At 66.5% G+C, this 15651-nt stretch carries 16 protein-coding genes; 1 reads left to right on the forward strand and 15 read right to left on the reverse strand.

Annotated elements, in window-relative coordinates:
- Positions 1 to 178: 178 nt before the first annotated feature.
- Positions 179 to 1057, forward strand: coding sequence for an S-formylglutathione hydrolase (gene fghA, locus WDC82_RS16785; RefSeq protein WP_340118515.1), 879 nt, complete (start codon positions 179 to 181; stop codon positions 1055 to 1057).
- Positions 1058 to 1128: 71 nt separating this feature from the next.
- Here the strand turns inward: fghA and WDC82_RS16790 are convergent, their stop codons facing one another.
- The 15 genes from WDC82_RS16790 to WDC82_RS16860 form a co-directional block, all read right to left on the reverse strand.
- Positions 1129 to 1941 carry an ABC transporter permease gene (locus WDC82_RS16790; RefSeq protein ID WP_340118516.1) on the reverse strand — a complete coding sequence of 271 codons (813 nt, stop codon included), beginning with the start codon at positions 1939 to 1941 and terminating at the stop codon, positions 1129 to 1131.
- Positions 1938 to 2732, reverse strand: a complete 795-nt coding sequence (locus WDC82_RS16795) for an ATP-binding cassette domain-containing protein (protein ID WP_340118517.1) — start codon at positions 2730 to 2732, stop codon at positions 1938 to 1940. The genes WDC82_RS16790 and WDC82_RS16795 overlap by 4 nt, the downstream gene beginning before the upstream one ends.
- Positions 2733 to 2784: 52 nt before the next feature.
- Entirely contained in the window at positions 2785 to 3297 is a 513-nt protein-coding gene (locus tag WDC82_RS16800) for a DUF3280 domain-containing protein (RefSeq protein WP_340118518.1), read from the reverse strand.
- Positions 3297 to 4148, reverse strand: a complete 852-nt coding sequence (locus tag WDC82_RS16805) for a quinoprotein dehydrogenase-associated SoxYZ-like carrier (RefSeq protein WP_340118519.1) — start codon at positions 4146 to 4148, stop codon at positions 3297 to 3299. The genes WDC82_RS16800 and WDC82_RS16805 overlap by 1 nt, the downstream gene beginning before the upstream one ends.
- A gap of 11 nt (positions 4149 to 4159) precedes the next feature.
- A complete protein-coding gene (locus WDC82_RS16810) occupies positions 4160 to 5188 on the reverse strand; it encodes a quinoprotein relay system zinc metallohydrolase 2 (protein ID WP_340118520.1) in 1029 nt (342 codons plus the stop codon).
- Positions 5140 to 5412 (reverse strand): hypothetical protein, encoded by a 273-nt coding sequence (locus WDC82_RS16815; protein WP_340118521.1) that lies wholly within the window; start codon positions 5410 to 5412, stop codon positions 5140 to 5142. Before WDC82_RS16815 ends, WDC82_RS16810 begins: the two co-directional genes overlap by 49 nt.
- Before the next feature lie 104 nt (positions 5413 to 5516).
- Positions 5517 to 6908: a quinoprotein dehydrogenase-associated putative ABC transporter substrate-binding protein gene (locus WDC82_RS16820; protein ID WP_340118522.1), complete on the reverse strand. Its 1392-nt coding sequence runs from the start codon at positions 6906 to 6908 to the stop codon at positions 5517 to 5519.
- Positions 6905 to 7402 carry a c-type cytochrome, methanol metabolism-related gene (locus WDC82_RS16825; protein ID WP_340118523.1) on the reverse strand — a complete coding sequence of 166 codons (498 nt, stop codon included), beginning with the start codon at positions 7400 to 7402 and terminating at the stop codon, positions 6905 to 6907. Before WDC82_RS16825 ends, WDC82_RS16820 begins: the two co-directional genes overlap by 4 nt.
- A gap of 169 nt (positions 7403 to 7571) precedes the next feature.
- Complete coding sequence (locus WDC82_RS16830; protein WP_340118524.1) at positions 7572 to 9362, reverse strand: methanol/ethanol family PQQ-dependent dehydrogenase; 1791 nt, start codon at positions 9360 to 9362, stop codon at positions 7572 to 7574.
- Between the two features lie 238 nt (positions 9363 to 9600).
- Positions 9601 to 10389, reverse strand: coding sequence for an ATP-binding cassette domain-containing protein (locus tag WDC82_RS16835; protein WP_340118525.1), 789 nt, complete (start codon positions 10387 to 10389; stop codon positions 9601 to 9603).
- The gene (locus WDC82_RS16840; protein ID WP_340118526.1) at positions 10337 to 11119 is read right to left on the reverse strand and encodes an ABC transporter permease subunit; all 783 of its coding nucleotides are present in this window, start codon (positions 11117 to 11119) and stop codon (positions 10337 to 10339) included. Before WDC82_RS16840 ends, WDC82_RS16835 begins: the two co-directional genes overlap by 53 nt.
- Positions 11120 to 11136: 17 nt before the next feature.
- On the reverse strand, positions 11137 to 12135 hold the full coding sequence (locus WDC82_RS16845) for an ABC transporter substrate-binding protein (protein ID WP_340118527.1): 999 nt from the start codon (positions 12133 to 12135) through the stop codon (positions 11137 to 11139).
- Positions 12136 to 12272: 137 nt separating this feature from the next.
- Positions 12273 to 13787: a glucosylglycerol-phosphate synthase gene (ggpS, locus tag WDC82_RS16850; RefSeq protein ID WP_340118528.1), complete on the reverse strand. Its 1515-nt coding sequence runs from the start codon at positions 13785 to 13787 to the stop codon at positions 12273 to 12275.
- On the reverse strand, positions 13784 to 14521 hold the full coding sequence (locus WDC82_RS16855) for an HAD family hydrolase (protein WP_340118529.1): 738 nt from the start codon (positions 14519 to 14521) through the stop codon (positions 13784 to 13786). The genes ggpS and WDC82_RS16855 overlap by 4 nt, the downstream gene beginning before the upstream one ends.
- The gene (locus tag WDC82_RS16860; protein ID WP_340118530.1) at positions 14518 to 15621 is read right to left on the reverse strand and encodes an NAD(P)H-dependent glycerol-3-phosphate dehydrogenase; all 1104 of its coding nucleotides are present in this window, start codon (positions 15619 to 15621) and stop codon (positions 14518 to 14520) included. Before WDC82_RS16860 ends, WDC82_RS16855 begins: the two co-directional genes overlap by 4 nt.
- Positions 15622 to 15651: the final 30 nt, after the last annotated feature.

Genomic DNA, 15651 nt, shown 5'->3' on the forward strand with positions numbered 1-15651 from the left:
TCAACAAGGGCTTCGACCTCATGCACGAGGGCAAGTCAATCCGATCGGTCGTCGTCTACTGAACACGGGGCCTCGGGGGGCGGGGCCGCAGCATCTGCTGCACAGAGGGTGAGGAGCAGACCGCGCGTTTCTGGGGAGGGGCCGCGGGACAGGAACGGATAGGATTATGTCAGAGGCCGTGAGTGCAGCCGGGCAGAACGGCGTTCGTAGCGCGAATGTCTTTGAGGAAGTCGCGAGTACCCAGTGCTTCGGTGGGACCCAGCTCACCCTTGCCCATGACAGCGCGGCGACCGGCACCAGGATGCGTCTTAGCGTCTACCTGCCGCCGACGGTCAAGAACGAGCCCCTGCCGGTGGTATTCTACCTCTCGGGCCTCACCTGCACGGAGGAGAACTTCACCGTCAAGGCCGGGGCGCAGCGCATGGCCGCAGAATGCGGCCTTATCGTCGTCGCGCCCGATACCTCACCGCGCGGCGACGGCGTCGCCAATGCACCGGACTACGACCTGGGCCAGGGCGCCGGCTTCTATGTCGACGCCGCGGTGCAGCCCTGGGCCAAGCATTTCAGGATGTACTCCTACGTCACCGAGGAACTGCCGGCCCTGATCGCCGAGAGCTTCCCGGTGAAGCCGGGGGCGTTGGGTATCTGCGGCCATTCGATGGGCGGCCACGGCGCGCTGACCCTGGCGCTACGGCACCAGGAGCTCTTCAAGTCGGTTTCCGCCTTCGCGCCGATCGTGGCGCCCAGCCAGGTGCCTTGGGGCCGGAAAGCGTTCACCGCCTACCTCGGTCCCGACGAGAAGATCTGGCAGCAGCACGACGCCTGCCACCTGCTGCGCTCGCGCAGCTTCTCCTCGCAGATCCTGGTGGACCAGGGCGACGCCGATCCCTTCCTGGATGAGCAGCTGCAGACCTGGCGGCTGATCGCCGTGCTGAAGGAAACCGGCCAGTCGGCCAAGGTGCGCATGCAGCACGGCTACGATCACTCCTACCACTTCATCGCCACCTTCATCGACGACCACCTGCGCCACCACGCCCGGATACTGAAGGCGCTGTAAGTCGGCGTTTTGCGCCGAAGTCCTGCGAGATGCGGTCTTTCAGACCGCTCCTCAGGATGAGGTCGATTCTGTCAGCCGCCGCCACCCGCGCGGCCCGCAGCGGGGCCGCCGCGGGCCGGGGTGTAGCCGATGAGGGCCAGGGCGCCGAACACCACGAGGGTGCCGGCGACGACGGCCAGCGCGGTGGCATTGAACTGCAGGTAAAGCGTCGAACGCACGAGTTCCACGATGTAGGTGAAGGGGTTGAAGCGGCAGAGCTCGTAGAGCGTGACGCTGCCCTCGCGCACGCGCCACAGCGGGTAGAGCGCCGACGACATGAAGAACATCGGGAAAATGAGGAAGTTCATCACCCCGGCGAAGTTCTCGAGCTGGCGGATGCGCGAGGAGAGGAACATGCCGAGTGCCGAGAGGGTGAGGCCGGTCAGCACCAGCACCGGCAGCAGCGGCAGCAGGCCCGAGGGGGGCATCTCGGTGCCGCAGAGCGCGGCGATGGCGAGGAAGGCATAGACCTGGATGATCGAGACCGCCGTGCCCGAGAGCATGCGCGCGACCAGCAGGTAGCCGCGCGGCAGCGGTGTTGCCAGCAGCACCCGCATGGAACCCATCTCGCGGTCGTAGACCATGGAGAGCGAATTCTGCATGCCGTTGAACAGCTGGATCAGCCCGATGAGGCCCGGTACCACGTAGACGTCGTAAGTGATGTAGGTCTCGTAGGGCGGGATGATCGAGAGGCCGAGGGTGGCGCGGAAGCCCGCTGCGAAGACCAGCAGCCACACCAGGGGGCGCACCAGGGCGGCGAAGAAGCGCTCGCGCTGCTGCACGAAGCGCAGCAGCTCGCGCCACAGGATGGCACGGAAGGCGCGGCCGGCATGGGCGGCATTCATGGCTTCGCCTCCGGCTTGCCGGCGGTGAGGCGGGTAAAGGCGGCATCGAGGTCGGCGGCACCGCTGCGCAGGACGACTTCGCCGACCGGCCCGGATGCGACCACGCTGCCTTTGTCCAGCACGATGAGATCGTCCTCGGCCAGCACCTCATCGACCAGGTGGGTGGCCATGAGCACCGCCATGCCGTGGTCGCGGGCGAGGCTGTGGATGTGCGTCGTAAGCCAGCGGCGCGTCGCGATGTCCAGGCCGGTACTCGGTTCGTCGAGCAGCAGCAGGGCCGGGCGGTCCAGCAGGGCGCGCGCTACCTCGACGCGGCGGCGCTGGCCGCCGCTCAGGGTGCGGACCTTCGCCTTGGCCTTGTCGGCGAGTCCGATCTCCGCCAGCAGCGCGGCGATGCGGTCGCGCGCGTGACGCCCCGGCAGGCCGCGCAGGGCCGCGAAGTAGCGCAGGTTCTGATCGACGGTGAGGTCGATGTCGAGGGTCTGTGCCTGGAACACGATGCCCATCGCCGCAAGCGCCTTGCTGCGTGCCCGGCGGATCGGGTGGCCGGCGATGACGATCTCGCCCCGGCGGCTGTCAAAGAGGCCGGTGATGAGTGAGAAGAGGGTGGTCTTACCGGCGCCGTTGGGGCCGAGCAGCGCGGTGACGCGGCCCGCACGGGCGGATAGGGAGACGCCGTCCAGCGCCTTGGCCTTGCCGTAGCTGTAGGAAAGATCGCGGACCTGGAGGGTCGGCGCGGCGCCGGCCGCAGCCTCTTCACGGGGCTCGCTTCTGTTCTCTGCCGCGTCCATCCACACTCCCTCACGGATGCCGCGCTTCTTATGCCGCGGTCACCTTACTGTACTACTCCATGCTTGCTTTGAATATCTGACGCTGCAACAGAGAATCCATGCCGTGGCGCCAACTCTCGTCGGTGTTGCCGCGGATGCTGACGCTGCCCTCCTCGATGAGCTTGCCGGTGGCGGTGTCACGCACCGCGATGGTGATATAAAGAATGAGGGTCGAGATCTTGTAGACGAAGCCGCTGACCGAGCGCTCGGCACCCAGTTCGCCGGCAAGCTTAGCCTCGCATCCGCTGCAGCTGTAGAGTGCCGGCATCCTGGCCAGGCGCTCACGCAGCGGGCCGATGTCGACGGCGACCATGTCGTCACGGTGCGCCACCGCTTCGCGCAGCAGGGCGGTGAGTTCTTCCAGGCGGGCGGTCTCCGCCGGGTCCTTGCCGCGCATCTCCCCTTCCAGGCTGGTGTCGTAGAGCTCCAGGTCGAAGACGGCGACCTTCACCGGCGCGGCCCCCGGCGAGGCTGCGGCCGGGAGGGCGATGAGCAGCGCGAGGAGTGGGAAAACGGCGAAGCGCATCACGACGAGGGTTCGACCAGGATCGGCCAGGACTGCTCGAAAACCTTGTCTTCTGAATCAATCACCTTGGCATGCAGCGTTTCGGGGCCCTGCGGCTTCACGAAGAAGCGGAAGGTCGGGTTCTCGCTGATCGAGATATCGCCCTCGAAGCGCAGGATCTCGCGCCCGCCCAGGGTCAGCTCGATCGAACGCACGTAGTGGGCGGGGATCCACAGCTGCGAGACCTGGTCCTGCTGCATGCCGGAATAGTTGGGATGGCTGACCTGGAACTGCGCCTCCGCAATCTCGTTCTGTTTCCAGGCGCCGAGCTGCTTCAGCTTCATCTTGCCGATGCGCGCCATGGCCAGGTCCTGGTCGCTGGAGGCCGGTGCCGAGCAGCCACCCGAGGCCTTCACGTACTCGGCGGCCATGTAGAGCGTGCCGTCGCTGGTTTCGGCGATGGCGCGGATGTTGGTGTAGGCGTTCACGCGCACGCGGGTGGAAACGCTGGCGATGCCGTTGGCGGGTGAAAAGTGGAAGGTGCCGACGACCGGCGCCGGGTTCTCGTCCACGATCAGCGTCAGGCTCTTTATGTAGCGCCCTTCGGATTGCGGAATCTCCGAGGTGACGGTGATGGGCACCGTCGAGGCGTCCAGTGCGCGGTAGGGCGCCTCCAGCGCGATGATGCCTTCGGCAGGCAGGATCGCGCGTTCGCTGCCGAAAAGGCTGTCGCGGATGTCGTCCCAGGCCGTGCTTTCGGCACGGGCCGCACCGGCGGCAAGCAGCAGAGCCGCCCCCAGCAGCAGCGCCGCGGTGGCGGCAACGACGCGGCGGGGGCCGTCGGCGGCGGATGTCCTTGAGGTCGGTCTCACGGGGGTCTTCATTATTCCCACTCCAGTTCCGTGTAGGCACTGACGATGTTGCGGCCGTGCACGTTCTCGACGACCTGCCAATCACGTGGCCAGCCGGGCCAGTCGTCGCTGTCGAGCCGTGCCAGGGCGTCCGGAATGTCGAGGTCGTCGGCAAGCGCCTGGCGCACGCCGTCGCGCAGCGCCTCCAGGTAGGCGCGCTCGGCGTCCAGCGCGGCGCGGCCATCGCTGACGGGGCCATGGCCCGGAACGATCTGGCGGACGTTCTCCGGCAGCAGGCTGTCCAGCACCGTCAGCCAGCCGTTGATGCTGCCGTCCAGAGTGGGCAAACGCTCGGCAAAGACCAGGTCACCGGTCCACAGGGTGCCGGTCCTGCCGTCGAACACGGTGAGATCGGTGTTGGTATGCGCGGTCGGCCAGGCGGTCAGGCGCAGCGGCCGATTGCCGAGGTCGATGTCGAGCGTTTCGGCGACGGTTGCGGTCGGCGCCACGACCGTGGTGCCGGCAAAATCCGGGCAGAGATCGGTCAGCAGTTCGGCGTAGAAGGTACCGCGGTCGGCCAGGGCGCGCGGCAGGTTCTTGTGGCCGATGATGGGGACCGTCAGCGCGCTGAAGGCAGCGTTGCCGAAGCAGTGGTCGAAATGGACGTGGGTGTTGATGACGTGGCTGATCGGCTTATCGGTCGCCGCCGCGACGGCCGCGCGCAAGGACATGCCCTGACTGTGCGTCGTGCCGGTGTCGATGACGGCGACGCTGTCTTCGCCCACGACGAAACCGATGTTGGCGATGGCACCGCAATTGGCGGCGGTGACCTCTTCGTGGACGCCGTAGCGGACATAGACCCCGTCGGCGACTTCGCTGAAGGGAAGCGCCGCCTGGGCGGGAGAGAACAGGCCGGCCGCCGGGAGCGTCAGGGCGCCAAGCAGACCAAGGCCACCGGTGGCCCGCAGTAACGCGCGCCGGGTGAGCGACGGCCGCCGGTCAGGCTTGCCTGCTAAATGCTGGACCCCATGGGCGAGCAGGTAAAGCGCCGGATCAGCCAATCCGGTTCGTGCGAGGCCCATTCGACCACGTTGAGCTGAGCCATGACGGAACATTGGTGCAGCGTCTCGTAGTGGTACAGCGGTACTTCGAATGTCTTGCAGTCGGCCGGGCTGGAGATCAGGCAGGCTACGATCAGGACTTCGTACATCGGTTCTCCACCTTTCTCTGGGGCGCCAAGCCGCGCCTCGGTGGAGACCGGACGTGCGCCGTGGGACGAATCCATGACGCAACATCCTAATCAGAAGGCCTAAATATATATTAAAAGGCCAGGAAGGGTTGCGCCACTGCCGCACTCCTCCCGGGACTTCGTTGGCGCCTGACGCGCTTCTACGGGCGCCATGGTGTCACCATTTCAGCCGCCAATCCAGCGTTTCGCCACGCTTCAACACCATCCGGAAACCAGACCACATTCCTAAATCCATAGCTAAGTGCCCGTTTTGCCGCGTTCCACGACATCCAGCAGTCCGGCTCGCAAAAGAACACGAGGGGTCGATCCAGGCTGCCGGCGCGCCTCAGCAGCTCCGCCTTGAAGGCAGCTTCTTCCGAGTCGGGCAATTTTCCATAGCCCATATTCGCCAGCCAGACGGCGCCGGCGATGGTCTCCCGCTTGGGGTCGCGCCAGATCGATCCTTCCGGGAGCTTCTCCGGCTTGCGCTGGGTCGGCATGACGTCGACCAGCAGCGCACCGTCCTTCGTCAGTAGCGCCTGCAGTCCGTCGACGTCGACGGTGCGCGCCCCGGCCAGGCCCGCCGGCACCGGCGCGCGGTAGTCGTCCGTGCGATAGGTTGCCGGCTCGGGTACCGCGTCGCCGCTGGGCGCAAAGCTTTCCTTGGGATCGGCACTGGCGCGCTGGATCAGCTTACCCTGGCCGTCCAGCAAGGGAACGCCGTAGCCGGTGAGGATCGCCTCGATCTCGTCGGCGTGCTTTTCCAGCAGGCCGTTGAGCAGGTGCTTCCAGTCCGGCTCGTTGTAACGGATGCCCATGGAAACGCGGAAGTCGAGGCGCTCGTGGCCGGGATCCGGCGCCAGCGGGGTGATCACTAGATCGGGCGCCAGTTCTTTCACCCAGTAGCCGGCCAGCGGCCCCCAGGCGAGGGCGGCGTCGATCTCACCCTTGGCGACATCGGTCACCATGTCGCGTGCCGGCTTCTCCAGCCGGGTGTCAACGATCAGCTTGTAGCTCTTCGCGTGGGTGAGCAGGCCGTTGCGTGCGGCCAGGGTCGCCACCGGCGTGCGCGGCTGCAGGCCGAGGCGCAGGTCCTTGAAGGCGGGATCGTTCAGCTGCCCGGTGCCGACCGGCACATCAGCGCGGTGCACGATGACGTAGCCCGAGCGGTAGTAAGGGTTGGTGTTCTGCATCAGCTCGTTGGTCGTCGCGACGCCGATGATGAGGTCGCAGCGCTTGGCCGCCAGGGTCTGGCGCACGAAGCCGATGGTCTGCGGGAACCAAGTGTACTCCAAGGGCACGCCGAGTTCGGCGGCGATCAGCTCTGCGATCTTGTTCTCGAAGCCCTCGCCCTGGTCGTTCGAGTAGGGCAGATTGCCGGGGTCGGCGCAGACGCGCAGCTTCGAGAGGTCCACGATCTCGCCGGTTGCGGCCCGCGCCGGTCCCGGCCCGGCTCCGCCCGCCACCCCGAGCGCCGCCGCGCCGGCCAGCAGCCCCGCCGCCAGTACGAGGCGTCGGAAGGCGAAGGGGGGACGGGGCCGCGGCGCGGTCATTGGCTGGCTTTCCACTCCTGGAAGACGGGATCCTGATCAGGCGGCAGCCGGTCCGGGCGCCCGCGGCCGACAGCATCGTCGGAGCGCGCCTTCAGGTAGGCATAGATGTGGTCGATGTAGAGCATCACGTCCTGCGCCTCGGCAAAGCCGGGCATCACCGACTCTTTGCCGGCCGAAAGGTTCTGACGGCCGTTCACCACGACGTCGAGGAATTCGGAATAGCTCAGGGATTTCATCGAATCCTTGAGCGCCGGCGCGTAGGAACTGCCCATGCCGTCCGGGCCATGGCAGACGTGGCAGTAGGAGTGATAGCGGCGGTAGCCGTTGTAGGTGCCGTAGTCGACCTTGCCGTCCTCGACGATGTAGGGCTTCTTCTCCCAATCCACCTCACCGCTCTGCGCGGCGGCGCTGCCGGGCAGCACAATGCCGCACGCCAGGGTAAGGGCCATCATGGCGCCGCCAGCCAGCGGCAAGGTCATCTTCCAAGAACGCATCAACTCCGTCTCCCTAAGGGTTTTGGTTATCCGGGCCTTATTTGTCGCGTGGCGCCGGGAACAGGGGGCCCGGCTCTGGGATCGGCCCCCTGACAAGGATGCGGGCCGATGGTGGTTTCATCGGCCCGCAGGTTGGACTCAAACGTCAGGTCTTTTCACAGGGAGGCCTTCAGTTGGGGAGCGCAAACACCGTCAGCTGGCCACCGAGGTTGGTGTAGCTCGACAGGGACTTGTAAGCCCCCACCGCGCCCAGGCCGGCGGTGTCCTCCGTCAGCCCCGCGGCGAGGCCGATGCCGGCCCAGCCACCGATGCCCGAGAGGACGGCGACGTACTGCTTGCCGCCGTGCTCGAAGGTGTTCACGTTGCCGATGATGCCGGACGGGGTCTTGAAGCGGAACAGTTCATCGCCGTTCGCCGGATCGACCGCCTTCAGATAGCCCTCGAGCGTGCCGTAGAAGACGACGTCGCCGGCAGTGGCCAGGGCACCCGACCACACCGAGAAGGGCTCCGCCTTCGACCACACGATCTCACCCTTGGCGGCGTCCCAGGCGATGAAGTTGCCCAGGTGATCGCCGCCGGGGGCCGGATACATGGACAGCGTCGCGCCGACGTAGGGCTGGCCGGCCGTGTAGGAGACCTGGAAGGGCTCGTAGTCCATGCAGACGTGGTTGGTCGGCACATAGAACAGGCCGGTCTTCGGCGAGTAGGCGGAAGGCTGCTGGTCCTTGGTGCCGAGCGCCGCCGGGCAGATGCCGGTGGAGTTCACGTCAGCGCCGTTCTGGTGAGTGGAGTACTCGGCGACCACCTGCGGACGGCCGGTCTGCATGTCAACGTGGGTCGCCCAGTTAACTGCCGGATCGTACTTCTCGGCCACCAGCAGTTCGCCGGTCACGCGGTCCATGGTGTAGGCGAAACCGTTGCGGTCGAAGTGAACCAGGGTCTTGCGCTGTTGCCCGTCGATCTCGAGGTCGGCAAGGATCATCTCGTTGACGCCGTCGTAGTCCCACTCGTCATGCGGGGTCATCTGGTAGAGCCACTTGGCCATGCCGGTGTCGAGGTCGCGGGCGAAGATGGTCATGGACCAGCGGTTGTCGCCGGGCCGCTGCACCGGGTTCCAGGTGCCGGGGTTGCCGGAGCCGTAGTAAACCAGGTTCAGTTCCGGGTCGTAGGACAGCCAGCCCCAGGTGGCGCCGCCACCCAGTTTCCATTGGTCGCCTTCCCAGGTCTTCAGGCTCGAGTCCTTGCCGATCGGCTGGCCCAGGTGGGTGGTCTTCTGCGGGTCGACCAGCAGCATATCGTCCGGGCCCTGCGTATAGCCGCGCCACGCGATGGAGCCGTCGCTCATGTTGTAGGCAGTGAGATGGCCCTGGATGCCGAACTCGCCGCCGGAAATGCCGATCAGGACCTTGTCGCCCGCCACCAGCGGCGCGGAGGTGCCGGTCTCGCCCTTGCCGGGGTCGCCGTTCTTCTTCGACCACTTGACCTCGCCGGTGGCGGCGTCAAGCGCGACAAGCGTGGTGTCGGCCTGGTGCAAGAAGATCATGCCATTGCCGTAGGCGACGCCGCGGTTGACGGTGTCGCAGCACATCACCGGGATGACGTTGGGATCCTGGCGCGGCTCGTACTTCCAGATGATGCGCCCGTTGTCATTGAGGTCGAGCGCGAAGACCTTGTTCGGGAACGGCGAGTGGATGTACATCACGTCGCCGATTACCAGCGGGCCGCCTTCGTGGCCGCGCAGCACGCCGGTCGAGAACGTCCAGGCGACCTGCAGGTCACCCACGTTGCTCTTGTTGATCTGGTCGAGCTCGCTGTAGCGCGTGCTGGAGTAGTCGCCGAGCGGCATCACCCAGTCACTCGGGTTCTCCTGCATCTTCAGCAGCTCGTCGTTGGCGAGCGCAGCCGATGACGCGGTCAGAGCGACCGCTGACAAGGCCGCAAAGAGTCTAAACCGTTGCATTTCCCGTCCCCTGATGTGTGTGGTTGGCACGCATTCGCTCAAGAAAGCTGCCCACGATTCTCGTTGCCAAAACCGAGCCCAAATAGAAGGCGCCATTTAGCGCTGGAAGTCTGCGAACAGACCCGCAAAATGTCGATAGAACCATAGTACTAAGCTCAGGAGATAAGCCGAAAAGCGCGCTTTGGCGTGGTGCGCCGCAACATCTCCGACACGCGCTTCCGCTCCCCTGCCCGTGAGGTCAGGCGAGGATGGTTTCGGGGTGTGCGGCGGCCAGTTCCGCGAGGAAGTGGCGGAGAGTTTCGCCGCCTCGCTGGGACCGCGCCACCGGCACGGTGACATCGCCGACGAGCCGTGCCGGGCGGCCGTTCATCAGCAGCAGGCGGTCGGCCAGGCGTGCCGCCTCGCGCACGTTGTGCGTCACCATCAGCACGGTCGTCCGCCGCGCCTGCCACAGCTCGATCAGCAGCGCGCGCAGGCGGTCGGCGGTGTGTTCGTCGAGGGAGACGAAGGGCTCGTCGAGCAGCAGGATGTCGGGCATCACGGCGAAGGCGCGGGCGAGAGCGACGCGGCGCTCGAGGCCGAGCGAAAGCTCGGCGGGAAAGCGCTCGCGCATTTCCTGCAGGCCGAGGGCGCCGAACAGCGCATCGAGGTTCGGCGCGCCCGCGGGCGTTTCTTGCGGCTTCTTTTCCTGGGCCGGCAGGGCGAGGCGCACGTTCTGCTCCACCGTTCGCCAGGGCAGCAGGCGCGGTTCCTGGAACACCGCGGCCATGCGCGGGCGCTGCGGCGCCCGTTCCACCTGGCCGGTGAAGTCGCGGTCGAGGCCGAGAATGATCCTGAGGGTCGTCGTCTTGCCGCAGCCGGATGGGCCGATGAGACAGGTGAAGGTCTCCGGTTCCAGCGTGAAGTCGATGTCGCGCAGCACCTCCGTCGCCGCGCCGTCGGCGGAGCGGAAGGCCTTGCTGTCGATCTGGACCCTAAGCCGGCCGGGTGGCTGGGCCGGGCCGCCAGCGGTTGAGATGGGTTTCAAGAGGCTGAACCACGACGAATTCGATGAGCAGCATGACTGAGACGAAGGCGAGGGCATAGCCGAGAATGGCGGCCACGTCGAAGAGCTGGAAGTAGAGGTGGATCTGGAAGCCGACGCCGTTGGAGCGTCCCAGCAGTTCGACCACCAGCACGATCTTCCAGATCAGGGCGAGTCCGGAGCGTCCGGCCGCGGCGATGAAGGGAAACAGCTGCGGCAATATCACGTGGCGTAATAGACGCGCCCGCGAGAAGCGGAACACGGCGGCCATCTCCATCAACTTGGGGTCAAGCGCGCGGGCGCCTTCGCGCAGAGTGACGACCACGTTGGGGATCTTGTTCAGCGCCACCGCGGTGATGGCGGCGGCCTCGGTGAGGCCGATCCAGATGTAGCACAGCACGATCACCACCAGCGCCGGCATGTTGATCATCAGGATCACCCAGGGATCAAGCAGGCGGTTGAGGTCGCGGTGCTGGCCCATCAGCATGCCGATGGCAGTGCCGACACCCATGGCGATGAGGAACGCGGCGGCGACCCGCGCCAGGGTCACGGCGAGGTGGTAGAAGAGCTCTCCGCTGGCGGCCTCCGCGGCAACGAAGGCGGCCACGGCCAGAGGACCCGGCACCTCCGGACTGTCGGCCAGCGCGGCCGCTCCTGCCCACAACGCGAGGAAGGCCAGGATGGAGAGCAGGCGCAGCGGCACGCGGTGCGAGGCTTCGGGTCCCGCCGCCACGCCCGGCTGCCGTCCGCTCAGTAGCCGTTGACCAGGACCGGCCAGAAGGTGCCCGGCGCCATGGTCTCGGATCGGCCGACCAGCTTGTCGCCGCCCAACTCGGCCAGCAGGTCGTAGACCCGGGCGGTGTCGGCTATTTCCTCGCTCAGCGGGCGCGACGGTATGCCTTCGCGGAAGCGTTCGCGCAGGGCCGCCAGGGTGGCGTCGTCGTTGGCGCCGGTCATCTCCCGCAGCACCTCCCACTCGGCGTCGGAGCGGCGCAGCAGTTCCTTGGCGTCGCGCGAAGCGGCGACGAAGCCGCGCACGGTCTCGGTATTGCGCGCGGCCCAGTCCTCGTCGAAGACATAGCCGATGGCGGAGACCGGCCCCTCGGCGCCGAGCGCCATCGCGGCCTCGTTGGCGCCGATGATGCGGCGGAAGCCCTTGGCCTCCAGGCGCGCGCTGTAGTGCCAGTAGTTCAGCACAGCGTCGACCTCGCCCTGCTCGGCCTTCTTGGCCAGCAACGGCGGCGCTCCGTACACCGCTTCGTTCTCTGCCTCCAGGTCGAACCCGTAGTCGCGCCGCGTCAGTCCGCGCAGCAGCAACCAGCCTTTGTCCAGCGGCCCGCCGGCGACGGCGATTTTTTTGCCTCTGATGTCGGCGAGCGAGCGGATCTCGGAGTCCGGCGGAACCATGAGTGCGCCGACCGAGGAGGAGAAGGGTACGAAGGTGTAGGGTCTGCCTTCGGCACGCTGGCGCGACACCCACAGCCAGTCGGAGACGATCATGTCGACCTCGCCGGTCTGCAGCGCGACCTTTGTCGCTTGGTCGCCGGCCAGCTCCAGCACCTCGAGGGTGAAGCCGTGCTGCCGGTCGAGATCGTGGCGCTGGATGGTGCTCAGCTCCCAGTTGACGGTGCCGAACTTCAGCACTGCGACTCGCACGTCGTCGGCGGCAAGCGTGGGGACGCTTCCCATCGCCGTCACGAGGGCAAGCAGAGCGGCGAGCCGTCCTGCCGCGCGGAGCAGCAAGCGCATCGTTTCCTCCCGGCTTTCCAAGGCTTTGTATGGCTACCTTGGAGTTGTTCTATTTGCCGAGAGGGTAACGTCCGCGGCGCCGGCCTGCCTATAGTGCCAAAGGCCTATGCGCGGTTGGGACCGGACGGCGGGGAGAGTCAGGCATTGGCGGCGAAGGGCAGGGGCGCGGCCGGCCGCTTGATCTCGTCGAAGCGCTGCATGACATGGTGGGCCCAGTGTCCGATGTCGTAGTGCTTCACGCTGGCACGCAGGCGCTTCATGCGGGCGCGCTGTTCTTCCTCGCCCATGTCGAGGGCTTGGTCGATGGCGGCGTCCATGGAGCGGTGGGAATAGGGATTGGTGAGCACTGCGTTGGGCAATTCGACCGCGGCGCCGGCGAATTCGGAGAGCACCAGCACGCCCTGCCCGTCGGGACGCGCGGCGCAGAACTCCTTGGCCACCAGGTTCAGGCCATCGCGCAGCGGCGCGATCCAGCAGACGTCGGCGGCACGGTAGTAGGCGATCAGCTTTTCAAAGGGGATCGCCGTGGTGAAGAGGATAATAGGCTGCCAGCCGAGATTGCCGTAGCGCCCGTTGATGCGGCCGACCAGAGCTTCTATCTCGCGCTGGGCCTTGCGGTAGACGGCCATGTGCGGATTTGCGGAGACGGAGGTGACCATGAGGGACACCTTGTCGCGCAGGTCGGGTCTGCGCGCCAGCAGCCGCTCGTAGGTTTCCAGCATCTCGCGGGTGCCCTTGGTGTAATCGGTGCGGCCGACGGAGACGATCAGGCGGCGCCCATGCAGGGCCTGCTGGATTTCCGCGACCAGCCGGTCGGTCTCGGGTTTCGACACCACCTCCTCGATGTAGTCCGCGTTGGTGCCAACCGGGAAGGCGTCGATGTTGATGGTGCGGCCCTGGTGGCCGATGCGCGTCGGCACGCTAGGCTCGGACAGCGCCATCCCGGTAGGTGACATGCCGGCTTCGGTCTGGGTTTCCTCGGTGATGGAGACACCGCAGAGGGAACGTGCGGCGGCCACGAAGTTCACCGCATAGCGCGGGATATGGAAGCCAACCAGGTCGCAATGCAGCAGGCTTTCCATAATCTCCCCGCGCCACGGCAGGACGTTGAAGACATCGGCCGAGGGAAAGGGAGTGTGGTGGAAGAAGGCGATGCGGGCGTTGGGCTTGAGCTTGCGGAGGTAGGCCGGCACCAGCCAGAGATTATAGTCGTGAATCCAGATCAGCGCATCATCGGCAGCCTGCGATGCCGCCGCCTCGGCAAAGCGCCAGTTCACCTCTCGGTAGGTCGGCCAGTCCACGGGCTCGTAGTCGTAGGTTTCCGGAAAACTGTGCAAGATGGGCCATAGGGCTTCTTTGGAGGTGACGCTGTAGAAGCTCTTTACCTGCTGTGGGGTCAGCGGCAGGCGCGAGACGTTGTATTCGCCCACCGAGTCGCTGACGGTGACGACCTGCTCGAAGGTTGACTGTTCCTTGGCCTTCACCTGGGTCCAGGCGATCCAGGCGCCGCGGTCGATCTCGCCGAAGAAGCTCTTCAGCGTCGGCACGATGCCGTTTGGGCTGCTGTGCGGCCGGTAAACCGTCTTGCCGTCGACGACGGCTTCTTCCATGGGCTGGCGGTGATAGACGATTACCAGTTCAGATTTTTTCACGCTGTAAGCTCCGGCAGCAGTTGCAGGTGATCGATGGCTTCCAGGATGCCGGCAGCACCGGCGCCCTGGCTGTGATAGACGGTGCCGCGTCCCTGAAGGCGGCGCTTCAGCGCCGGCTCGCTGTTGCCGACGGCGACGCCGGTAAGGCCGGTCTCGAAGAGCGACAGGTCGTTCAGGGTATCGCCGGCAACCAGCACGCGCCCGGGTGCGATCCCCAGGTGGTCGATCAGGCGCAGCAGCGTTGGCCCCTTGGCGACACCGGAGGGCAACACGTCGAGGAAGCGGTCCGCCGAGATCAGCACATCGAAGCCCTTGGCCTCGATCTCCGGCACCAGGCTGTGATCGAAGGCGGCGGGGTCGTAGTCGTAACTGACACGGTAGCGGAAGGGCGTCGCCTGCAGGCTGAGGCCAGGCACGCCGTCCAGCATGGCGCGCACCGTGTCGCCGCGATTTCCCCAGGCCTCGGCGATCGGGATTTCCAGCGCCTCGATCGGTACCAGGTTGTCGCCCCCTGCGATGGTGGTGCCGACATCACCGATGACATAGTCGGGCCATGGCACCGCCGTCGTGGCGCAGAGCTCGCGGATGAAGGGCAGGTCACGCCCGGTGACAAAGATCAGCAGCATCTCCGCGCGCCGCGCCGCTATGGCATCGTAGAGGCGTTGGCGCGCGTCGTCGGAGCCGCCCAGGAACGTGCCGTCGAGATCGGTTGCCAGAATCAAAGAGTGTGTCATGGCGCGAGGGCCGCGATCTCTTGGTCGATGGTCTTGGCGGCAGGATGCGGCAGCGCGATGTTCAGAGCTTTCGGCTCGGCCTTCAGCGGCCGGCCGAGCAATGCCGCGAGGGCATCGCCGACATCCATACCCTGCTCGACCACCGCGTGGACGGCTTCGCAGATGGGCATTTCCAGGCCGAGCTGGCGGGCCAGGCCGGTGACCGAGCCGCTGTTGACGACACCTTCGACGACTTGGGCCTTGCCAGCCAGAATCTCATCTCTGCTCTTGCCGCAACCAAGCGCCAGGCCGAAGGACATGTTGCGCGATTGCTCGCTGGAGCAGGTGAGCATCAGGTCGCCGATGCCGGCGAGACCGGTCACCGTCTCGCGGCGCCCGCCCAGGGTCTCGGCCAAGCTCTTCATCTCGTCGAGGCCGCGGGTGATCAGCGCGGCGCGGGTATTGGAGCGGAACCCGAGGCCCGTCGCGATGCCACAGGCGATCGCCAGGACGTTCTTCACGGCACCGCCGACCTCGACGCCGATGACGTCGTCGGAGATGTAGGGCCGGAAGGTCGCCGAACCGAAGGCAACGGCGATGCGGGCGGCGAGGGACTGCTTGCCGTGGCCGCTGCCAGCGCAGACGGAGGCGACGGTGACCGCGGACGGCAACCCGGCAGCGACCTCCTCGGCGAAGGTCGGGCCGGACAGCACCGCGAGGCGGCGACCGGGCATCTCCTCTTCGACGATTGCGGACATCAGTTTGCCGCTGTCTCGTTCGATGCCCTTGGAGCAGATCACCACGGGTACGCCGGCCGGTGCCAGTACTTGAACCTCTGCGGCGACGCGGCGCAAGAACTGCGAGGGGACGACCAGCAGCATCAGGTCGGCGCCGTGGACCGCTTTGGCCATGTCCGCCGTTACGCTCACGTCGGCCGGCACGGTGTGGCCGGGCAGGAAAGGCGTGTTCTCGCCGTCTTGCTCGACGGCGGCGGCGACGTCGGGTTCGCGCGCCCAAAGCCGCACGCGGCGTCCGGCACGCGCGGCGGTGATGGCCAGGGCCGTTCCCCAGGCGCCGGCGCCGATGACGGCGATGTCGGTGAAATCTCTTTGCGGGTGCATTCCAAACCTATCCGTGGCGCCGCTCGGCGC

It is taken from the genome of Pelagibius sp. 7325 (genome assembly GCF_037652055.1).
Taxonomy (GTDB): domain Bacteria; phylum Pseudomonadota; class Alphaproteobacteria; order Kiloniellales; family Kiloniellaceae; genus Pelagibius.

Excerpts from the sequence above, each read along its gene's own strand:
- WDC82_RS16790 (WP_340118516.1), bottom strand. The coding sequence starts at position 1,941 with ATGAATGCCGCCCATGCCGGCCGCGCCTTCCGTGCCATCCTGTGGCGC.
- WDC82_RS16795 (WP_340118517.1), bottom strand. The coding sequence starts at position 2,732 with ATGGACGCGGCAGAGAACAGAAGCGAGCCCCGTGAAGAGGCTGCGGCC.
- WDC82_RS16800 (WP_340118518.1), bottom strand. The coding sequence starts at position 3,297 with ATGCGCTTCGCCGTTTTCCCACTCCTCGCGCTGCTCATCGCCCTCCCG.
- WDC82_RS16815 (WP_340118521.1), bottom strand. The coding sequence starts at position 5,412 with ATGGATTCGTCCCACGGCGCACGTCCGGTCTCCACCGAGGCGCGGCTT.
- WDC82_RS16820 (WP_340118522.1), bottom strand. The coding sequence starts at position 6,908 with ATGACCGCGCCGCGGCCCCGTCCCCCCTTCGCCTTCCGACGCCTCGTA.
- WDC82_RS16825 (WP_340118523.1), bottom strand. The coding sequence starts at position 7,402 with ATGCGTTCTTGGAAGATGACCTTGCCGCTGGCTGGCGGCGCCATGATG.
- WDC82_RS16830 (WP_340118524.1), bottom strand. The coding sequence starts at position 9,362 with ATGCAACGGTTTAGACTCTTTGCGGCCTTGTCAGCGGTCGCTCTGACC.
- WDC82_RS16845 (WP_340118527.1), bottom strand. The coding sequence starts at position 12,135 with ATGCGCTTGCTGCTCCGCGCGGCAGGACGGCTCGCCGCTCTGCTTGCC.
- WDC82_RS16855 (WP_340118529.1), bottom strand. The coding sequence starts at position 14,521 with ATGACACACTCTTTGATTCTGGCAACCGATCTCGACGGCACGTTCCTG.
- WDC82_RS16860 (WP_340118530.1), bottom strand. The coding sequence starts at position 15,621 with ATGCACCCGCAAAGAGATTTCACCGACATCGCCGTCATCGGCGCCGGC.